The organism is Aliidongia sp. (assembly GCF_035943795.1).
Classification (GTDB): Bacteria; Pseudomonadota; Alphaproteobacteria; order ATCC43930; family CGMCC-115725; genus Aliidongia.
On sequence record NZ_DASZBY010000120.1, the window covers coordinates 25,693 to 44,993 of the forward strand.

A 19,301-nucleotide genomic window follows, 5' to 3' on the forward strand; every position below is an offset into this window, starting at 1 on the left:
TCATCCCCATTGCCCTAGATATGCCATGGGGGCTCCGGTATCAGCGGAGCGTTAGCCTTCGAAGGAACCAATATGTCGGATCATCCGATCGAGAAGCCCGACCGGGCCGAGGCCGAAGCCGCCGTGAGGACGTTGCTGCGCTGGGCGGGCGACGACCCGGCGCGCGAAGGCCTGACAGGCACGCCCGACCGGGTCGTGCGCGCGTTCGAGGAATGGTTCGCCGGGTATGACCAGGACCCGCATGCGATCCTGGAACGGACCTTCTCCGAGGTCGAAGGCTATGACGAGATCGTCTTCCTGAAGGACATCCGCTTCGAAAGCCATTGCGAGCACCATCTGGCACCGATCATCGGCCGGGCGCACATCGCCTATCTGCCGGACCGCCGGGTCGTCGGCATCTCCAAGCTGGCCCGCCTGGTCGAGATCTACGCCAAGCGCTTGACCATCCAGGAAAAGATGACGGCCCAGATCGCCAATACCTTGAACGAGGTGCTGCAGCCGCGCGGCGTCGCCGTCGTCATCGATGCGGCGCACCAGTGCATGACCACGCGCGGCGTCCACAAACCGGGCGTGTCGATGATGACCAGCCGCATGCTGGGCGCGTTCCGCGACGACGCGACCACGCGGCGGGAATTCCTGGCCATGCTCAACACGCCCAACCATTCGGCCAACGTCTGATGGCCGCGGCCCTCGACGACCGCGCCCTGCTCGACCGGCTGATCGGCTTCGACACGACCTCGGTCAAGTCAAACCTGGCCTTGATCGACTGGGCGGCCGACTATCTCGACGGCCACGGCATCAAGGCGCACCTGACCTATGACGAGGGGCGGCAGAAGGCCAACCTGTTCGCGACGATCGGTCCGGAGATCCCCGGCGGCATCGTGCTGTCGGGCCATACCGACGTGGTGCCGGTCGAGGGCCAGGCCTGGTCGAGCGACCCGTTCCGCATGGAAGAGCGCGACGGCAAGCTGTTCGGCCGCGGCACCGCCGACATGAAGGGCTTCATCGCCCTGGCACTTGCCCGGGTGACGCGATTCAAGCAGCAGGCCCGGCGCATGCCGGTCCATTACGCCTTTTCGTTCGACGAGGAGATCGGCTGCCACGGCGTGCGGCACCTGCTGGCCGACCTGCCGACCGGCGAGCGCCGCCCGCGCCTCGCCATCATCGGCGAGCCGACGCTGATGACCGTCGCCACCGCGCACAAGGGGGCGACGATCCTGACGACCCGCATCACCGGGCTCGAAGGCCATTCGAGCGCGCCGGACAAGGGCGTGAACGCGATCATGGCCGGCGCCGAGATCCTGCAGCTGATCGGCAAGCTCGCCGAGGAGCGGCGGACCAACCCGATCGAAAACAGCCCGTTCGAGCCGCCCTACACCACCTTCAACGTCGGCGTGATCGAGGGTGGTGCTGCCCACAACATCGTCGCGCGCGATTGCCGCATCGTCTGGCAGTACCGGCTGATGCCCGGCGACCACGACCACGACATCCACGAGCGGCTCGACCGTTTCGTCACCGACGATCTGCTGCCGCGGATGCGGGCGATCCATCCCGGCGCCACCGTCGTCACCGACGTCGAGATCGACCTGCCCGGCCTGGTGCCCGAACCGGACGGCGCCGCCGAGGCGCTGGTGCGCGAGCTGACCGGCGCCAACGGCACCAGCGTCGTCTCGTTCGGCACCGAGGCCGGCCTGTTCCAGGAAGCCGGCATGAGCGCCGTCGTGTGCGGCCCGGGCTCGATCGAGCAGGCCCACAAGCCCGACGAATTCATCTCGCTCGACCAATATGCCCAGGGCGGCGCCTTCCTGGATCGCTTGGGGGACTGGGTCGCCCGACAGTGAATTCGAGAGCAAGGCCCGGATGTCGGGCCTGCCTCGGATAGGCGATGCTCCGGATGACCAGAAGGACGTGAGGCCCCTCGCCCCGTCCCTTGCATCAGGAGACGGAACATGCAGGCCATGACCCAGGAGAAGACCGCGCCCGCCATCGAAGCCAAGCCGTTCGCGTCCGACGAAGCGCGCTGGCAAGCCGTATGCGACCGCAACCGCGCGGCCGACGGACAGTTCTATTTCGCCGTCGCCACGACCGGCGTCTATTGCCGGCCGAACTGCGCCGCGCGCCAGCCCCGGCGCGAGAACGTGCGCTTCTACGACACGATCGCGGCAGCCGAGGCCGCGGGCTTCCGCGCCTGCAAGCGCTGCCGTCCGACCGGCAAGTCGATCGAGCAGACCCAGGCCGACGCGGTCCAGCGCGCCTGCCGCATGATCGACGAGGCCGAGACGCCGCCGACCCTGAACGTCCTCGCCGAGGCGGTCGGCATGAGCCCGTTCCATTTCCATCGGGTGTTCAAGGCGGTGCTGGGCCTGACGCCCAAGGACTATGCGGCCGCCCGCCGGCTCGAACGGCTGAAGCAGGAACTCGACGACGGTACGCCGGTGTCCCAGGCGATCTATGGCGCCGGGTTCGGCTCGTCGAGCCGGCTCTACGAGACGACCCACGCGACGCTCGGCATGACGCCGGCTGCATTCCAGCGCGGAGCCAAGGGCAAACAGATCGATTGGACCGTAACTGCGACCGCCCTCGGCCCGCTGCTGATCGCGGCGACCGGCGACGGGGTCTGCATGATCGAGTTCGGCGAGAACGAAGCGGTGCTGGAGGGCGAGCTGGCCCAGCGCTTCCCGTCGGCGCAGCGCAGCCGGGCCGATGCGGCACTGGATCGTCACGTCGCCGCCGTCACCGCCTATATCGAGACCCCGTCCCGTGGGCTCAGCCTGCCGCTCGACGTCCAAGGCACGGCGTTCCAGCGCCGGGTCTGGCGTGCCCTTCAGGAGATCCCACCCGGCCGGACCGCGAGCTACGGCGAGGTCGCCGCCACCTTGGGCCAGCCGACGGCCGCCCGCGCCGTTGCCCGCGCCTGCGCCACCAACGAGATCGCGCTCGCCATCCCCTGCCACCGGGTCGTTGGGTCCGACGGCCGGCTTGCCGGCTACCGCTGGGGCCTGGAGCGCAAACGGGCGCTGCTCGCAGGGGAAAAGAAGGCGGGGTAGTAAGGCGTCGACTGGCGCGCTTTGGACTTGGCCTCGTCTGCGGAAGCGGTTAACGCTTGGACGAGGCCGTTCCAAAGAAAAGGTAAGCGACAAGCGATGAACAGCTGGACCAGTGCGACCAACAGCCTGTTGCTGGCTTTTCCAGCCCTGTTCTCGATCGTCAACCCGATCGCCTGCGCCCTGATCTTCAGCCAGCTGACCGCCGACAATACACCGGTCGAACGTCGCCTGCTGGCCGGCAAGGTAGCACTCTACGCCACCTTCATCATGCTGGCCGCGCTCTGGCTCGGCACGGCGGTGATGAATTTCTTCGGCATCACCTTGAGCGCGCTGCGGCTCGCCGGCGGGCTGGTCGTGGTCGCCAGCGCCTGGGGCCTGCTGTTCGCGCCAGAGCGGCAGGAAGCGCGCAAGCAGGAGCAGGCCGTGCACGCGGCCAATCCCGAAGATGCCGCCTTCTTCCCGCTGACCATGCCGTTCACGACCGGTCCCGGCACGATCTCGGTCGCCATCACCCTGGGCTCGAACCGGCCGTCCGGCGTGCATGAACTGATCCCGTTCTTCCTGGGCAATTCCGGTGCGGCGGTGCTGATGGGCCTGGTGATCTGGGGCATCTATCGCTATGCCGACCGCCTGTCCAAGTTCCTGGGCCAGACCGGTACACGTATCTTCACGCGACTGTCGGCGTTCATCCTGCTGTGCATCGGGGCGCAGATCCTGCTGAACGGCGCCGAGGACGCGCTTCGACCGCTGTTCCTGGGTCGCCTCGATCAGCACTAGGATCGAAACCCGCGCGGGAGGCCCTGAGAAAATGACGCTGGCCGAGGACACTGTTGCTGCTGCTGCTTGACGACCGATCGGGTGCACGACCTCGGCCGTGATCCATGAAATCGACACGGAAACCCCGCCTGCCGCCGCCATGATACGCGGATCGGCCTGACTGCTTCCCGTCCCTGCTTTGGAGGCCCGCATGTGGCAACCCGCCACCGCCTATCCCGATCCCGCCGTTCAGATCCTGCACCCGAGCTTCGCCAAATATCGCATCACCCTGGCTGCGGTCGAGCGGCTGTCGACCGGCTGTCGCTGGGCAGAGGGACCGGTCTGGTTCGGCGACGGACGCTATCTGCTGTGGAGCGACATTCCGAACGACCGGATCCTGCGCTGGGACGAGGAAACCGGCGCCACCAGTGTCTTCCGCAAATCCTCGAACTTCGCCAACGGCCATACCCGCGACCGGCAAGGCCGCCTGATCAGCTGCGAGCATGGCGGCCGGCGCGTGACCCGGACCGAATATGACGGGACGATCACGGTGCTGATCGATCGGTTCGACGGCAAGCCGCTGAATTCGCCCAACGACGTGGTGGTGAAGTCGGACGACACGATCTGGTTCTCCGATCCGCCCTTCGGCATCCTCGGCGACTACGAGGGCCACAAGTCGCCCCAGGAATTGCCGCAGAACCTCTATCGCTTCGATCCGCGCACCGGCGAGACGACCGTGGTCGGCGGCGAGATCGAGGGACCCAACGGCCTCGCCTTCTCACCGGACGAAAAAATCCTCTATGTCGTCGAGTGCCGTACCACGCCGCGCCATATCCTGGCCTATGACGTGGTCGACGGCGCCCGGCTCGCGAACCGGCGCATCCTGATCGATGCCGGCCCGGGCACGCCGGACGGCTTCCGCGTCGACGAGGACGGCAATCTCTGGTGCGGCTGGGGCATGGGCGACCCGGCGCTCGACGGCGTCATGGTGTTTGCGCCGACGGGCGAACCGATCGGGCGCATCGCCTTGCCCGAGCGCTGTGCCAATCTGTGTTTCGGCGGGCGCAAGCGCAACCGCCTGTTCATGGCGGCGAGCCAGTCGGTCTACGCCCTCTACGTCAATACCCGGGGTGCCGCCTGCTGGTGAGTTACGGCGGCGGCGGTGCGGCCACGCGTTCGACGATCCAGCCGGCACCGTCACCGAGCGTCACTTCGATCACACCACCCTGCCATCCCCGGCGATAGGCCGGCGGCTCCGGCAGGCGGATCAGCGCGGCGGACGCAATCTGCCCGACCAGGGTGGTGTTGGTCGTGCTGAGGCCGATGCCGCTGGTCGGCGCGCCGGGCAGGCGAGGCGAACCCTCGGCGTCGATCTGTTCGGCCGCTACACGCGAGCCGTCCGGCATGACCAGGGTCGCGGCCCGGATGGCGGAGGTTTCCAGCGCGCGCACCTCAATCACGTCGATGTCCCGGCCGGTCACGAAATGCGCCTTGACCTCGCCGAAGCGCGGCGCCAGGTCGGCCGGCACAGGCGGGGCCGTGCAAGCACCCAGGCCCAGCACAGCCGGGAGAATCATGCGCCTGGCCAGCGACCGGACCGTCATCGCGTCAGAGCAGGAACGGCGGGAACGACAGCTCGATCTGCCGCTGGAGCTGCCGGTCGAGATCGGCCATCAGATCACGCGTCAGCTCGTACCAGACCTTGTCGCGCTCGTTGAGCGTGATGCCCTCCGGCACGCTACGGCTGATCGAGGCCTCCGCGGTCGCAGTCCGCTCGGCGATGCCCTGCGGGTCGATGAGCTGAACTAGCACCGCGACATGGCCGTCGTAGCGCTCGTTCTGCTGGGTGGTGAAGACGGCCTTCAGGCCTTCCTTTTTCTTCAGGTCGGACTCGCGCACGCTCGCGTCCAGGATGGTGAAGCGCGCGACGAAGCCGGTTGTGGGACCGACCGCCAGCAATCGGTCGTGCGCCCAGTTCTCCAGCGCGCGCTGCGGCGGCACCGGGAATTCGTGCTCGACGTCCGGCTCCTGGAACGTCGGCCGGAACTGGCTGTCGACCTGAACCTGGCTGACGTTGAGGCGGAACGGCGGCAGCGCCAGGAAATGGATGTCGGCGAATTTCGGCGGCGGCGGCGGCGCGCTGGCGCAGGAGGCCGCGGTCGCCACCAGGGCGACGGCGAGGAGCTGACGAAGACGATGGGACATGATGCGACGGACAAGCCTGCGATCGGAGACAGCGGAAAAGCGCTAGCCCGGACACTGGCATGCCGGCGCGGGCGGTTCAAGCCGTCGACCGCGACGAAGCGCCGCGCGGATAGAAATCTAGCGTTACAGTTCGGCCGGATCGAGACATCAAGCGGGAACATGAGCGCCGCTACCATCCCCTCGCCCGGGCCGCCCGCGCTTTTTTTTGATTCCGGACGGCCTGCAATTTTCTGGACGGGTTCGGGCACGGTTCTGCGATCTTGACGTTGATGGTGCAGGGCCGATGGCTGTGCCGAAAGCGGCTCGTCGGGCCGGACGGACTTTTCAAGGCCATTGTGGGAAGGCGACGAATGGATCTTCAGGGTGACCAACCGAGGCCGAGGCCCTCCGGGCAACCCGCCGCCGTCGCCACTCTCGCCCGCCGCTCCTGGTTGCGGCCGATTCTCTGGTTGCTGCTGCTGACCGTCATCGCGCTCGTCGCCTGGCATTTCCTTGGTGGCGGGGGGCAGGGCAAGCCCGCCCGGAACGCGGACAGCGCCGCCCAGCCGGTCGGCGTCGCAACCATCGCCACAACCGACCTCCACGTCCTGCTCAACGGCCTGGGCACGGTGACACCGCTCGCGTCCGTCACGGTCAAGACCCAGATCGCCGGCCAGCTGATGAGCGTCGGCTACCAGGAAGGACAGACCGTCAAGAAGGGCGATTTCCTGGCCCAGATCGACCCCCGCCCCTATCAGGTCGCGCTGGAGCAGGCCCAGGGCCAGTTCGCGCGCGACACCGCACTGCTGAAACAGGCCCAGACCGACCTCAAGCGATTCGAGACGCTCAACCGGCAGAACAGCATCTCCAAGCAGCAGTACGAGGATCAGGTCTATCTGGTGCAGCAGGACCAGGCGACCCTGATCACCGACCAGGCGGCGATTGACAGCGCCAAGCTGAACCTCGCCTATTGCCATATCGTCTCGCCGGTCGACGGCCGCGTCGGCCTGCGCCTGATCGATGCCGGCAATTATGTCCAGACCAGCGATGCGACCGGCCTGGTCACGATTACCCAGACCAAGCCGATGACGGTGATCTTCACGGTGGCGGAAGACAACGTGCCGGCCGTCGCCAAGGGCATGCAGGCGGGCCCATTGCCGGTGACCCTGTTCGACCGGGCCAACACGACCCAGGTCGCGGCCGGCACATTGCAGACGATCGACAATGCCATCGATACGACGACGGGCACGGTCAAGCTGCGCGCACAGTTCGCCAACGACGACAACGCCCTGTTCCCCCAGCAGTTCGTCAATGCCCAGTTGCTCGTCCAGACCGTGAAGGGCGCCATCGCGGCACCCGTCGCGGCCGTGCAGCAGGGCGCGCCCGGCGCCTTCATCTATCTGGTGAAGCCCGACAACACGGTCGCGGTGCAACTGGTCAAGACCGGCATCTCCGACAGCGGCATGATCCAGATCACCGACGGGCTGAAGGCCGGCGACCAGGTGGTCGTCGACGGGTCGGACCGGTTGCGCGACGGCGCCAAGATCACCATTCCGCCCCCGCCCGGATCCACGCCCGACCAGGTCCCGGCAAAGCCGAACGGCGCCAAGGCCGGACATAAAGGATGAGCCCATCCCGTCCGTTCATTCTGCGGCCGGTCGGCACCTCGCTGCTGATGGCGGCGATCCTGCTCGTCGGCATCGTCGCCTATCGCTTCCTGCCGATCTCAGCCCTGCCCGAGGTCTCGTACCCGACCATCCAGGTCCAGACCTTCTACCCGGGCGCCAGTCCCGAGGTGATGGCGACCGCCGTCACCGGACCGCTGGAGCGTCAGTTCGGCCAGATGCCGGGCCTGAACCAGATGTCGTCGATCAGTTCGGGCGGCGCGTCGGTCATCACTTTGCAGTTCAACCTGGACCTCGACCTCGACGTGGCCGAGCAGGAGGTGCAGGCGGCGATCAATGCCGGCAACAGCCTGCTGCCCAGCGACCTGCCGGCGCCGCCGATCTATGCCAAGGTCAATCCGGCGGACACGCCGATCCTGACCATCGCCGTTTCGTCCAAGACCATGCCGCTGACCAAGATCGAGGATCTGGTCGACGTCCGCCTGGCGCAGAAGATCTCGCAGCAGCCGGGTGTCGGCCTGGTCAGCATCAGCGGCGGCCAGCGCCCGGCCGTACGCGTCGTGGTCAACCCGCGCGCCATGGCCAGCTACGGCCTGGCGATCGACGACATCCGCACCATCATCGGCAACCAGAACGTCAATACGCCGAAGGGCAGCTTCGACGGCCCTACGCAATCGACGACGATCAACGCGAACGACCAATTGCAGAGCGCCGACCAGTATCGCGGCCTGATCCTGGCCTATAAGAACGGCCGGCCGATCCACCTGTCCGACATCGGCACGGTCGAGGACGGGGCCGAGAACACCGAGCTGTCGGCCTGGGCCGATCGCACGCCGTCGGTCATCCTGAACGTGCAGCGCCAGCCCGGGTCGAACGTGATCCAGGTGGTCGACGGCATCAAGGCGCTGCTGCCGAAATTCCAGGCGACCCTGCCCGCCGCCCTCGACGTGCGCGTGCTGACCGACCGGACCACGACGATCCGCGCCTCGGTCTCCGACGTGGAGTTCGAGCTGGGCCTGGCGGTGGCACTGGTCGTGCTCGTCATCTTCCTGTTCCTGCGCAACCTGCCGGCGACCCTGATCCCCAGCCTGTCGGTGCCGCTGTCGCTGGTCGGCACCCTCGCCGCCATGTACATGCTGGGCTTCAGCCTCGACAACCTGTCGCTCATGGCGCTCACCATCTCGACCGGCTTCGTGGTCGACGACGCGATCGTCATGATCGAGAACATCGCGCGCTACGTGGAAAAGGGCGAAACGCCGCTGAATGCCGCCTTGCGCGGGTCCGAGGAGATCGGCTTCACGATCATCTCGCTGACCGTGTCGCTGCTGGCGGTGCTGATCCCGCTGCTGTTCATGGGCGACGTGGTCGGACGGCTGTTCCACGAATTCGCCATCACGCTCGCCGTCACCATCGTGCTGTCGGCCGTAGTCTCGCTGACGCTGGTGCCCATGCTGTGTGCGTTGCTGGTCAAACACCGGCCGGAGGCGAGCCGCAACCGGTTCGACCTATGGGCGGAGCGGGCGTTCGACCGGCTGATCGACCGCTACGGCCATGCGCTGAACTGGGTGCTGGACCGCCAGGTCGCGACCTTGATCGTGGCCGTGCTGACCCTGGGCCTGACCGTGGTGCTGTACGTCTGGATCCCGAAAGGCTTCTTCCCGGTCCAGGATACCGGCGCGCTGCAGGGCATCTCGCAAGCCTCGCAAAGCATCTCGTTCGGCGCCATGGCGGCCAATCAGCAGAAGCTGGCCGACGTCATCCTGAAGGATGCCGACGTCGACGACCTGTCGTCCTTCATCGGCGTCGACGGCAGCAACAACACGATCAATGCCGGGCGCCTGCTGATCAACCTCAAGCCGCGCGACCAGCGGACCGCGAGCGCCAGCGAGATCATCCGGCGCCTCGACGACGAGGTCCAGCAGGTCACCGGCATCCAGCTCTATCTGCAGCCGGTCCAGGATCTGACGATCGATTCGACGGTCAGCCGTGCCCAATACCTGTTCTTCCTGGAAAACCCGGACAACACGCTGTTCGACACCTGGCTGCCGAAGCTGGTGGCGCGCCTGCAGCAGTTGCCGGAATTCGCCGATGTGGCGAGCGACCTGCAGGAACATGGCAAGGCGCTGGACCTGACGATCGACCGGGCGACGGCGGCGCGCTTCGGCATCACACCCGCGACGGTCGACAACGCGCTCTACGACACGTTCGGCCAGCGCATCGTCTCGACCCTCTATACCCAATCGAGCCAGTACCGCGTGATCCTGCGTGCCGAGACCCAGGATGCGAAGACCGTGCAACAGGCGCTCGACGGGCTCTATCTGCCGTCGGCGACCTCGACCACGACGCAAGTCCCACTGTCGGCAATCGTCACAGCGACCGAGCGCAGCAATCCGCTGTCGATCCAGCACCTCGGCCAATTTCCGTCGACCAGCATCTCGTTCAACCTCGCGCCCGGCGCATCGCTGGGCCAGGCCGTGACCGAGATCGACCAGGCGGAAAAGGACATCGGTCTGCCCGATACGTTCCTCACCGCCTATCAGGGCGCGCTGTCCGCGTTCCAGGCGTCCCTGTCGAACGAGCTGATGCTGATCGTGGCGGCGTTGGTCGCGGTCTATGTCGTGCTGGGCGTGCTCTACGAGAGCTTCATCCACCCGATCACGATCCTGTCGACCCTGCCGTCGGCCGGCGTCGGCGCCCTGCTGGCGCTCCGGCTGTTCGGATCGGACCTCGACATCATCGGCATCATCGGCATCATCCTGCTGATCGGCATCGTGAAGAAGAACGCGATCATGATGATCGACTTCGCGCTGGTCGCCGAGCGCGAGGAGGGCAAGCATCCGCGCGACGCGATCTACCAGGCCTGCCTGCTGCGCTTCCGCCCGATCTTGATGACCACGATGGCGGCGCTGCTGGGCGCCTTGCCGCTGATGCTGGGCCACGGCACCGGATCGGAACTGCGCCAGCCGCTGGGCGTCGCCATCGTCGGTGGCCTGATCTTCAGCCAGGTGCTGACGCTCTTCACCACGCCGGTGATCTATCTGGCGTTCGACCGGATCGCCGTCTGGACGTCCAGGCGCTTTCAGGGTGACCGGGCGGCGCGGCCGTCATGAACATTTCCGCCCCCTTCATCGCGCGGCCGATCGCGACCACGCTCCTGACCATCGCCATCGCGCTCGCAGGCTTCCTGGCCTATGCGAAGCTGCCGGTCGCCCCCCTGCCCGAGGTCGATTTCCCGACCATCTCGGTCTCGGCCCAATTGCCCGGAGCCAGTCCGGAAACGGTCGCGACCAGCCTGGCGAGCCCGCTGGAGCGCCATCTGGGCCAGATCGCCGACGTGACCGAGATCACGTCGCAGAGCCAGACCGGCCAGGCGCGCATCACCCTGCAATTCGACCTCAGCCGCGACATCGACGGCGCCGCCCGCGACGTGCAGGCCGCGATCAACGCAGCGCGCGCCGACCTGCCGTCCAACCTGCTCAGCAACCCGACCTATCGCAAGGTCAACCCGGCCGACGCGCCGGTGCTGATCCTGGCGCTGACCTCGAAGACGCTCACCCGCGGCCAGATGTACGACGCGGCCAGCACTATCCTCGCCCAGCAGCTGTCGCAACTTTCCGGCGTCGGCCAGGTCATCATCAGCGGCGCCGCCCTGCCGGCCGTGCGGGTCGAACTCAATCCGCAGGCGCTGTTCAACTACGGCATCGGCCTGGAGGACGTGCGGTCAGCCCTGTCCTCCGCCAATGCCAACGCGCCCAAAGGCACGATCGAGCTCAGCGACGAGCGGTTCCAGATCTACACCAACGACCAAGCGACCCATGCCGCCGACTACAAGCCGCTGATCGTGGCCTATCGCAACGGCCGCGCGGTCATGCTGCAGGACGTCGCCGACGTCGAGGATTCGGTGCAGGACCTGCGCAACCTGGGCCTGGCAAACGGCGAGCCGGCCGTGCTGGTCATCGTGTTCCGCTCGCCCGGCGCCAACATCATCACCACGGTCGACGGCGTGCGCGCGAGCGTGCCCAAGCTGAAGGCCGCCCTGCCCCACGACGTCGCCATCACCTTCGCCAGCGACCGCACGACTACGATCCGCGCGTCCCTGAGCGATACCGAGCGCACGCTGATCATCTCGGTCATCCTGGTGACCCTCGTGGTCTATGCCTTCCTGCGCAACATCCGCGCGACCCTGATCCCGGCCGTCGCCGTGCCGGTCTCGATCATCGGGACGTTCGGCGCCATGTATCTGCTGGGCTTCAGCCTCGACAACCTGTCGCTCATGGCGCTGACCATCGCGACCGGCTTCGTGGTCGACGATGCGGTGGTCGTGCTGGAGAACATCTCGCGCCACATGGAGGCCGGGCTGTCGCGCCAGGAGGCGGCGCTGCGCGGCGCGCGCGAGGTAGGCTTCACCGTCATCTCGATCACCCTGTCACTGATCGCCGTGTTCCTGCCGATCCTGCTGATGGGCGGCATCGTCGGCCGGCTGTTCCGCGAATTCGCGCTCACCCTGTCGCTCGCCATCCTGATCTCGATGGTCATCTCGCTGACGACCACGCCGATGCTGTGTGCGCTGTTCCTGAAGGTCGAGCCGCGCCGGCGCGACGCCGGGCGCAAGCCGACCCTGTTCGACCGGGCGCAGGGTTTCTACGGGCGGACGCTCGGCTGGGCGCTGGACCATCGCTTCCTCGTCCTGCTGACCCTGATCGCCACCGTGGCGCTCAACGTCTTCCTGCTCACCATCATCCCGAAGGGCTTCTTCCCGACCCAGGACACCGGCCGCATGACCGGCAGCCTGCAGGCCGACCAGAGCACATCCTTCCAGCTGATGAGCCAGAAGCTGACCCAGATGATGGACATCGTCCGCAAAGACCCGGCGGTCGAATCCGTCGTGGGTTCGACCGGGGCGGGCGGCGGCGGTGGCGCCTCGCAGGCCAACACCGGCAGCGTCTACGTCGCCCTGAAGGCGCGCAGCGACCGGGACGGCATCGATGTCGTCATGGCCCGGCTGCGCCGCAACCTGTCCCATGTGCCGGGCGGTCGCCTGTTCCTGCAGCCGGTCCAGGACATCCGGGTCGGCGGCCGGCAGAGCAATGCCGCCTATCAATTCACGCTCCAGGGCGACAATACCGAAGAGGTCTACGCCTGGGCGCCCAAGCTGCTGGATGCGCTGCAGAAGGATCCGACCCTGGTCGACGTCAATTCCGACCAGCAGCAGAAGGGGCTGGAGACCGAGTTGATCATCGATCGTGCGACCGCTTCGCGCCTGGGCATCACCGCGGCGCAAATCGACAACACGCTCTATGACGCGTTCGGCCAGCGCGCGGTCTCGACCATTTTCAACGCGCTGAACCAGTACCGCGTGATCATGGAGGTGGCACCGCGCTATTGGCAAAGCCCGGACATGCTGAACCAGATCTGGGTCAGCACCTCGGGCGGCGCGGCCAGCGGCAGTGCCACCACGAACCTGCCAGGTGGCCTGGTCACCGCCGCCGGCACGGCCGGATCGAGCAGCGGCGCCAGCGATTCCGCACGCAATGCGGCGCAGAATTCGATCAGTTCAACGGGCAAAGGCAGCGGGTCGGCGGGTGCCGCCGTCAGCACCGGCAAGGAGACCATGGTGCCGCTGTCGGCCATCGCCCATTTCGGCCCCGGCAACACACCGCTCGCGGTCAATCACCAGAGCCAGTTCGTGGCGACGACCATCTCGTTCAACCTGCCGGCCGGCAAGTCGCTGAGCGACGCCAGCGACGCCATCAATAAGGCGATGGCCGATCTCAAGATGCCGGCCGACATGATCGGCACCTTCGCCGGCACGGCGCAGGTGTTCCAATCCTCGCTCGACGACGAGAAGCTGCTGATCGGTGCGGCACTCGCGGCCGTCTATATCGTGCTGGGCGTGCTCTACGAGAGCTACGTCCATCCGTTGACCATCCTGTCGACCCTGCCGTCGGCCGGCGTCGGCGCGGTGCTGGCGCTGATGCTGTTCCAGATCGATTTCACCATCATCGCGATGATCGGCGTCATCCTGCTGATCGGCATCGTCAAGAAGAACGCGATCCTGATGATCGATTTCGCGCTGGAGGCCGAGCGCGTGCGCGGGCTGGACAGCAGGGCCGCGATCACCCAGGCCTGCCTGATGCGCTTCCGCCCGATCATGATGACCACCGCCGCGGCCCTGCTGGGTGCCCTGCCGCTCGCCTTCGCCTATGGCGACGGCAGCGAATTGCGCCAGCCGCTCGGCGTGTCGATCGTCGGCGGCCTGATCTTCAGCCAGATGCTGACGCTCTATACGACCCCGGTCGTCTATCTCTATCTCGACCGGCTGCGACCGCGTGCGCGGCATGTCCTGCAGGCGGAGCCCGCACGATGAGACGAATTCCGCTGATCGCCCTGGCGCTGCTCGGGGGCTGCATGGTCGGGCCGGACTATCAGCGCGCCGACGCGCCCGATGCCCCCGCCTTCAAGGAGGCGCCTGCCGGGTGGAAACTCAGCACGCCGGTCGACGCGCTGCCGAAGGGCAACTGGTGGGCGATCTATCGGGATCCGGCGCTCGACGCGCTCGAACGCCAGGTCGCCATATCGAACCAGAACGTGAAGAGCTTCGAAGCGCAATATCGCCAGGCCCAGGCGATCGCCGACGAGGCCCGGTCCCAGGAATTCCCGACGGTCGGCGTGTCCGGCGGCGTCACCCGCAGCCACAGTGGCGGCACCGGCAGCAGCGGGTTGAGCTCAGCCGGCGGTCGTGGGGCGCGCACGCTGTTCACGGCCGAAGCCAGCGCCAGCTGGGATCTCGATCTGTGGGGCCGCATCCGGCGCCAGGCCGAGAGCGACGTCGCCGGCGCCCAGGTGAGTGCCGCCGATCTGGCCAATGCCACGCTCTCGGCCCAATCGACGCTCGCGACCGACTATTTCCAGCTGCGCGCCCAGGACGCCCTGACCCAGTTGCTGACCGATACGGTCAAGGCCGACCAGGAAGCGCTGCGCATCACGCAGAACCAGTACAACGCCGGCACCGCGGCGCCGTCCGACGTGGCGCAGGCCGAGACCCAGCTGGCGGCGGCCCAGGCACAATTGATCGCGGCGGGGGTGCAGAGGCAGAGCTTCGAGCATGCCATCGCCGTGCTGACCGGCGTGCCGCCCGCCGCCCTCACACTGCCGCCCGGCACGCTCGCCACAGAGGTGCCGGTGGTACCCGCCGGCCTGCCCTCGAGCTTGCTGGAACGCCGACCCGACATCGCGGCGGCGGAGCGTGCGATGGCCGCGCAGAACGCGCTGATCGGTGTGGCGGTCGCGGCCTATTACCCGGATATCTCCCTGTCGGCCGACTATGGCTTCGAGGGCAACCCGATCGGCAAGCTGTTCCGCGCCGCGAACCGGCTCTGGTCGCTGGGCGCCAGTGCCAGCGAGACCCTGTTCGACGGCGGCGAGCGCAGTGCCGCGGTCCGGGCGGCCGAAGCGTCCTACGACAGCAGCGTCGCAACCTATCGCCAGACGGTGCTGACCGCGTTCCAGCAGGTCGAGGACCAGCTGTCCGCCTTGCGGATCCTCGAGCAGCAGTCCGTGTCCGAAACCGAAGCCGTGCGCGCCGCCAGCCGATCCCGCGACATCGCGCTCAACGAATATCGCGCCGGCACCGTCGCCTATACCACGGTGGTCACCGCGCAGACCGCCTTGCTGGGCGACCAGGAAGCGGCCTTGACCGTGCAGGAAAACCGTATGGTCGCGAGCGCCACCCTGGTCGCGGCGCTGGGTGGCGGCTGGACGGCGGCGGACCTACCGTCCCGGTAGCAGTCGATTTCGGCGTAACATGAAGGCCTGCCGTCGGCTCATTGGCGAACGGTCAGTTGGTCGATGGGGCGTTGATCGCAAATTGCGCGGCGAAAGCCCGACCATAAGCGGGCCGAGCTTCTCCGCGAGCGACATAGGCGGCCAGGTTTTGAAATTCGTCCAAAACGCCTGACATTCTTAGCCGTAGCAGCACGGATACCATCAATAGATCGCCGGCGCTGAACGCACCATCGAGCCATTCGGCGACGCCCAAGTGAGCCGAGAGTTTGTCCAAACACGCGCGAAGGCGGTCCTTGATCAACGGCAAGCGCTGCTCGCTCCAAGGCTTGTCGCTCTCAAATATTCTTGCTGTCGTCAATTCGAGGATCGGCGGCTCGACGGTGTTGAGTGCGGCGAACATCCACGTGATCGCGCGGGCACGGGCATCGCGATCCTTCGGCAGCAGCCCCGCATGCCGTTCAGCAAGATGAAAGACGATCGAGCCGGTCTCGAACAGCGAGAGGGAGCCTTCCTCATAGGTGGGAATCTGGCCGAAGGGATGGATTGCCAGATGGTCGGGCGCCTTCATCGCTGCGAAGGAAACCAGACGAACCGCATAAGGCTGACCCACTTCTTCGAGCGCCCAGCGAACGCGCGTATCGCGCGCCAGGCCCTTGCCGCCATCGGGCGATCGTTCGAATGCCGTGATCGTGATCGTCATCACATCGGTTCCTTGCTGCGACGAATTTCTTCGCCTTCCTATCGTGATGACGAATCAGCCTCCCGGAAACCGACATCGGTCTCGAACTATTTCATTGATGAGGGCGCGCGCCGACATCTACTCTTCGTCGAACAGCGCTTCGATCTGGGCCGGGGTGAAGTCGTAGTCGGTCGAGCAGAACTCGCAATTGACCGAGACCTTGCCGTCGACTTCCAGGCCGACCAGTTCCTCGCGCGGCAGGGAGCGCAGAACGCGAGAAATGCGCTCGCGCGAGCACCGGCATAGCGCCTGCAGACGCTGCGCCGGCCAGGCACGCACGCCGTCCTCGTGGAACAGGCGAAACAGCAGGTCCTCGGCCGGCAGCGCCGGGTCAGTCAGTTCGGCGGAGCTGCAGCTGCCGAGGAAGCTCAGCGCGCGGTTCCAGCCCTCGTCTTCGGTCTCTTCCTCGCGTTCGGGCTCGTTCTCTGCCTCGCCGCCTTCGGTCGGCAGGCGCTGGAGCATGATGCCGCCGGCCCGCCACGGACCGGGCTTGCCCTCGGCATCGGGTGTGCCGCGCGTTACGGCCAGCTTGATGCCTGTCGCGATCTGTTCGGACTGGGCGAAGTAATGCGCGGCGCATTCGGCGAGCGTGCCGCCCTCGAGCGCCACGATGCCCTGGTAGCGCTCGTTGTCGTCGCCCTGGTCGACGGTGAAGGCCAGATAGCCGCTGCCCAGCAGGCGCGGCACCGGCGGCCCGTCGAGCGCTGCCGCCGCGGCCACACCCTCGGCGTCATATTGCGCGTAACCCCGCACGGCACCGCTCGAGGTCACGTCGGCGACGATCAGCCGGACCGCCCCCTCGCCCTTGGTCTGCAGCGTGAATACGCCGTCGTACTTGAGCGCGCCGGCAAGCAGGCCCGCCAAGGTCACCGCCTCGCACAGCAGGCTCGCGACCGCGTCGGGATAGCCGTGCTGGGTAATGATCTTGTCGACCGCCGTATTGAAGCGGACGAGGCGACCGCGCAATGCGGTCGCCTCGATCTGGAACGGCAGAATGAGATCATCCATGGAACGCGGCCTTCCGCCGGAGAGTGTGTGCGGGCGTCAGGCGAGGCACCAGGCCAGAATGCCCTTCTGGGCATGCAGGCGGTTTTCCGCCTCGTCCCAGACGACCGATTGGGGACCGTCGATGACCGCGGCCGAGACTTCCTCGCCGCGCTTCGCCGGCAGGCAATGCATAAAGATTGCGTCAGGCTTGGCCGCCGCCATCAGGCGTTCGTCGACCCGGTAGGGCGCCAGCATGTTGTGCCGGTTGACGCTCGCCTCGACGCCCATCGAGACCCAGGTGTCGGTAACGATGCAATCGGCGCCGCGCACGGCGGCTTCCGGATCGTTCAGCACCGATACCTTGCCGCCCTGGGCGCGCGCCCACTCGATCAGTTCGTCGGCCGGCTGCAGCGGTTCCGGGCTCGCGACCCGAAGTTCGAAGCCGAAGCGGGCGGCGGCGTGGATCCACGAGGTCGCGACATTGTTGCCGTCGCCGCTCCAGGCCACGACCTTGTCGTTCAGGCCGCCCTTGTGCTCCTCGAGCGTCATCAGGTCGGCCATGATCTGGCACGGGTGACTGAGGTTGGTCAGGCCGTTGATCACCGGGACCGTGGCATAGGCCGCCATCTCGTCGAGCTTCGACTTTTCGGTCGTGCGCATCATGATCGCGTCGACATAGCGCGACAGCACGCGCGCCGTGTCGGCGACCGGCTCGCCCCGGCCCATCTGACTGTCGGCCGCCGACAGCACGACCACGTCCCCGCCGAGCTGGCGCATGGCCAGCTCGAACGAGACGCGCGTGCGGGTCGAAGGCTTCTCGAACACCATCGCCAGGGTCCGGCCGGCCAGCGGCTGGTTCTTGGCGGCGGCACCGGCGGCGGGGTGCTTGTAGGCATGCCCCATGTCGAGAATGCGCCGAAGCTCGTCCGACTTAAGCAGATCGAGATCCAGAAAGTGCCTGGGCGACGCCATGCTCAAGCACTCCACGTCCGGCAAGCGGCGTCGATCGCCGCCACGGCCTGATCGATTTCCGCGGTGCCGATGGTCAGCGGCGGCACGAGCCGGACGACATTGTCGGCGGCACCCACGGTCAGCAGCTTCTGGGCCCGCAGCTTGTCGACCATTTCGCCATTCGGCACGACACACTTGATGCCCAGCAGCAGCCCGGCGCCGCGCACCTCGGCGATCACCTGCGGATAGCGGTCGGCGAGCGCCTGCAGCTTGTTCCACAAGATCCGCGCGTTCTTGTCGACCGTCGCCATGAAGCCCGGCGCCAGCATGACGTCGAGCACGGCATTGCTGACGGCCATGGCGAGCGGGTTGCCGCCGAAGGTCGAACCGTGGGCGCCGGGGGCGAAGCCCTGCACCGCGTTCTCCGTCGCCAGCACCGCGCCGACCGGGAAGCCGCCGCCCAAGCCCTTGGCGACCATCATGACATCGGGCGTGACGCCGGCCCATTCATGGGCGAACAGCTTGCCGGTCCGGCCCATGCCGCACTGGACCTCGTCGAACACCAGCAGCAGGCCGAACTCGTCGGCGACGGCGCGCAGGCCCTTCAGGTAATCGATGCTGCCGGGACGCACACCGCCCTCGCCCTGCACCGGTTCGACCATGATCGCCGCCGTCTCTGGCGTGATCGCGGCGCGCAGTTCGTTCAGGTTGCCGAACGCGACGCTGTCGAAACCGTCGACGTTGGGCGCGTAGCCCTTCAGGTATTTCTCGTTGCCGGCGGCGGCCAGGGTCGCGAGCGTCCGGCCGTGGAACGCGCCCTGGCAGCCGATGATCCGGTAGCGCTCGGGATGGCCGGTGTCGTCGTGGTACTTGCGGACGATCTTGATCGCCAATTCGCCGGCCTCGGCGCCCGAATTGCCGAAGAACACGCTGTCGGCGAACGTGTTGGCGACCAGGCGCTCGGCCAGCCGCGTCTGTTCGGGGATCTCATAGAGGTTCGAGGTGTGCCAGAGCTTCTTGCCCTGCTCGATCAGGGTCTCGACCAGGTGGGGATGGCTGTGGCCCAGCGAATTCACCGCAATGCCTGCGGCGAAATCGAGATAGCGTTCGCCATCGGCGGTGATCAGATAGGCGCCCTCACCCCGCTCGAAAGCGAGTTCGGAACGGGCATAGGTCGGCAGAACGGCGGGAATCATCGTGAATCGGTCTCCGTGAGATCGACGAGGG

The 19,301-nt window shown here is 67.0% G+C and carries 15 protein-coding genes; 9 read left to right on the forward strand and 6 right to left on the reverse strand.

Annotation, left to right across the window (positions count from 1 at the left end; all coding sequences use genetic code 11):
• The first annotated feature begins 72 nt into the window (after positions 1-72).
• The 5 genes from folE to VGV37_RS23755 all read left to right on the forward strand — a co-directional run bounded on the left by folE (position 73) and on the right by VGV37_RS23755 (position 4,950).
• Positions 73-678 (forward strand): GTP cyclohydrolase I FolE, encoded by a 606-nt coding sequence (folE, locus tag VGV37_RS23735; RefSeq protein ID WP_326882260.1) that lies wholly within the window; start codon positions 73-75, stop codon positions 676-678.
• Positions 678-1,841, forward strand: a complete 1,164-nt coding sequence (argE, locus tag VGV37_RS23740; protein ID WP_326882261.1) for an acetylornithine deacetylase — start codon at positions 678-680, stop codon at positions 1,839-1,841. The genes folE and argE overlap by 1 nt, the downstream gene beginning before the upstream one ends.
• Positions 1,842-1,949: 108 nt before the next feature.
• Positions 1,950-3,047, forward strand: coding sequence for a bifunctional DNA-binding transcriptional regulator/O6-methylguanine-DNA methyltransferase Ada (ada, locus tag VGV37_RS23745; RefSeq protein ID WP_326882263.1), 1,098 nt, complete (start codon positions 1,950-1,952; stop codon positions 3,045-3,047).
• 96 nt (positions 3,048-3,143) lie between these two features.
• Complete coding sequence (locus VGV37_RS23750; RefSeq protein ID WP_326882264.1) at positions 3,144-3,824, forward strand: MarC family protein; 681 nt, start codon at positions 3,144-3,146, stop codon at positions 3,822-3,824.
• A gap of 190 nt (positions 3,825-4,014) precedes the next feature.
• Positions 4,015-4,950 (forward strand): SMP-30/gluconolactonase/LRE family protein, encoded by a 936-nt coding sequence (locus VGV37_RS23755; protein WP_326882265.1) that lies wholly within the window; start codon positions 4,015-4,017, stop codon positions 4,948-4,950.
• Between the two features lies 1 nt (position 4,951).
• On the opposite strand, the gene VGV37_RS23760 is transcribed toward VGV37_RS23755, so the two are convergent.
• On the reverse strand, positions 4,952-5,380 hold the full coding sequence (locus VGV37_RS23760; RefSeq protein ID WP_326882266.1) for a hypothetical protein: 429 nt from the start codon (positions 5,378-5,380) through the stop codon (positions 4,952-4,954).
• Positions 5,381-5,411: 31 nt separating this feature from the next.
• Positions 5,412-6,008, reverse strand: coding sequence for a hypothetical protein (locus tag VGV37_RS23765; protein ID WP_326882267.1), 597 nt, complete (start codon positions 6,006-6,008; stop codon positions 5,412-5,414).
• Positions 6,009-6,457: 449 nt separating this feature from the next.
• Between VGV37_RS23765 and VGV37_RS23770 the strand changes: the two genes are divergently transcribed.
• Genes VGV37_RS23770 through VGV37_RS23785 form a run of 4 tightly spaced genes read left to right on the forward strand, consistent with a single transcriptional unit; the run spans position 6,458 to position 15,397 of the window.
• Positions 6,458-7,615, forward strand: coding sequence for an efflux RND transporter periplasmic adaptor subunit (locus tag VGV37_RS23770; RefSeq protein ID WP_326882268.1), 1,158 nt, complete (start codon positions 6,458-6,460; stop codon positions 7,613-7,615).
• Positions 7,612-10,722: an MdtB/MuxB family multidrug efflux RND transporter permease subunit gene (locus tag VGV37_RS23775; RefSeq protein ID WP_326882269.1), complete on the forward strand. Its 3,111-nt coding sequence runs from the start codon at positions 7,612-7,614 to the stop codon at positions 10,720-10,722. Before VGV37_RS23770 ends, VGV37_RS23775 begins: the two co-directional genes overlap by 4 nt.
• The gene (locus VGV37_RS23780; RefSeq protein ID WP_326882270.1) at positions 10,719-13,979 is read left to right on the forward strand and encodes an efflux RND transporter permease subunit; all 3,261 of its coding nucleotides are present in this window, start codon (positions 10,719-10,721) and stop codon (positions 13,977-13,979) included. Before VGV37_RS23775 ends, VGV37_RS23780 begins: the two co-directional genes overlap by 4 nt.
• On the forward strand, positions 13,976-15,397 hold the full coding sequence (locus VGV37_RS23785) for an efflux transporter outer membrane subunit (RefSeq protein ID WP_326882271.1): 1,422 nt from the start codon (positions 13,976-13,978) through the stop codon (positions 15,395-15,397). The genes VGV37_RS23780 and VGV37_RS23785 overlap by 4 nt, the downstream gene beginning before the upstream one ends.
• A gap of 52 nt (positions 15,398-15,449) precedes the next feature.
• Here VGV37_RS23785 and VGV37_RS23790 read toward each other — a convergent pair whose 3' ends face one another.
• The 4 genes from VGV37_RS23790 to VGV37_RS23805 all read right to left on the reverse strand — a co-directional run bounded on the left by VGV37_RS23790 (position 15,450) and on the right by VGV37_RS23805 (position 19,270).
• Complete coding sequence (locus tag VGV37_RS23790) at positions 15,450-16,097, reverse strand: glutathione S-transferase family protein (protein WP_326882272.1); 648 nt, start codon at positions 16,095-16,097, stop codon at positions 15,450-15,452.
• A 117-nt stretch (positions 16,098-16,214) separates the two neighbouring features.
• A complete protein-coding gene (locus VGV37_RS23795; protein WP_326882273.1) occupies positions 16,215-17,144 on the reverse strand; it encodes an Hsp33 family molecular chaperone in 930 nt (309 codons plus the stop codon).
• Positions 17,145-17,180: 36 nt separating this feature from the next.
• Positions 17,181-18,095 carry an ornithine carbamoyltransferase gene (gene argF / locus VGV37_RS23800; protein ID WP_326882274.1) on the reverse strand — a complete coding sequence of 305 codons (915 nt, stop codon included), beginning with the start codon at positions 18,093-18,095 and terminating at the stop codon, positions 17,181-17,183.
• 2 nt (positions 18,096-18,097) lie between these two features.
• Positions 18,098-19,270 (reverse strand): aspartate aminotransferase family protein, encoded by a 1,173-nt coding sequence (locus tag VGV37_RS23805; RefSeq protein ID WP_326882275.1) that lies wholly within the window; start codon positions 19,268-19,270, stop codon positions 18,098-18,100.
• Positions 19,271-19,301 lie beyond the last annotated feature (31 nt).

What these genes read in the sequence shown, in the direction of transcription:
- argF (WP_326882274.1), bottom strand. Translation starts at nt 18,095, where the DNA reads ATGGCGTCGCCCAGGCACTTTCTGGATCTCGATCTGCTTAAGTCGGAC.
- VGV37_RS23760 (WP_326882266.1), bottom strand. Translation starts at nt 5,380, where the DNA reads ATGATTCTCCCGGCTGTGCTGGGCCTGGGTGCTTGCACGGCCCCGCCT.
- VGV37_RS23795 (WP_326882273.1), bottom strand. Translation starts at nt 17,144, where the DNA reads ATGGATGATCTCATTCTGCCGTTCCAGATCGAGGCGACCGCATTGCGC.
- VGV37_RS23780 (WP_326882270.1), top strand. Translation starts at nt 10,719, where the DNA reads ATGAACATTTCCGCCCCCTTCATCGCGCGGCCGATCGCGACCACGCTC.
- VGV37_RS23755 (WP_326882265.1), top strand. Translation starts at nt 4,015, where the DNA reads ATGTGGCAACCCGCCACCGCCTATCCCGATCCCGCCGTTCAGATCCTG.
- VGV37_RS23765 (WP_326882267.1), bottom strand. Translation starts at nt 6,008, where the DNA reads ATGTCCCATCGTCTTCGTCAGCTCCTCGCCGTCGCCCTGGTGGCGACC.
- VGV37_RS23750 (WP_326882264.1), top strand. Translation starts at nt 3,144, where the DNA reads ATGAACAGCTGGACCAGTGCGACCAACAGCCTGTTGCTGGCTTTTCCA.
- VGV37_RS23790 (WP_326882272.1), bottom strand. Translation starts at nt 16,097, where the DNA reads ATGACGATCACGATCACGGCATTCGAACGATCGCCCGATGGCGGCAAG.
- ada (WP_326882263.1), top strand. Translation starts at nt 1,950, where the DNA reads ATGCAGGCCATGACCCAGGAGAAGACCGCGCCCGCCATCGAAGCCAAG.
- folE (WP_326882260.1), top strand. Translation starts at nt 73, where the DNA reads ATGTCGGATCATCCGATCGAGAAGCCCGACCGGGCCGAGGCCGAAGCC.
- argE (WP_326882261.1), top strand. Translation starts at nt 678, where the DNA reads ATGGCCGCGGCCCTCGACGACCGCGCCCTGCTCGACCGGCTGATCGGC.
- VGV37_RS23785 (WP_326882271.1), top strand. Translation starts at nt 13,976, where the DNA reads ATGAGACGAATTCCGCTGATCGCCCTGGCGCTGCTCGGGGGCTGCATG.
- VGV37_RS23805 (WP_326882275.1), bottom strand. Translation starts at nt 19,270, where the DNA reads ATGATTCCCGCCGTTCTGCCGACCTATGCCCGTTCCGAACTCGCTTTC.
- VGV37_RS23775 (WP_326882269.1), top strand. Translation starts at nt 7,612, where the DNA reads ATGAGCCCATCCCGTCCGTTCATTCTGCGGCCGGTCGGCACCTCGCTG.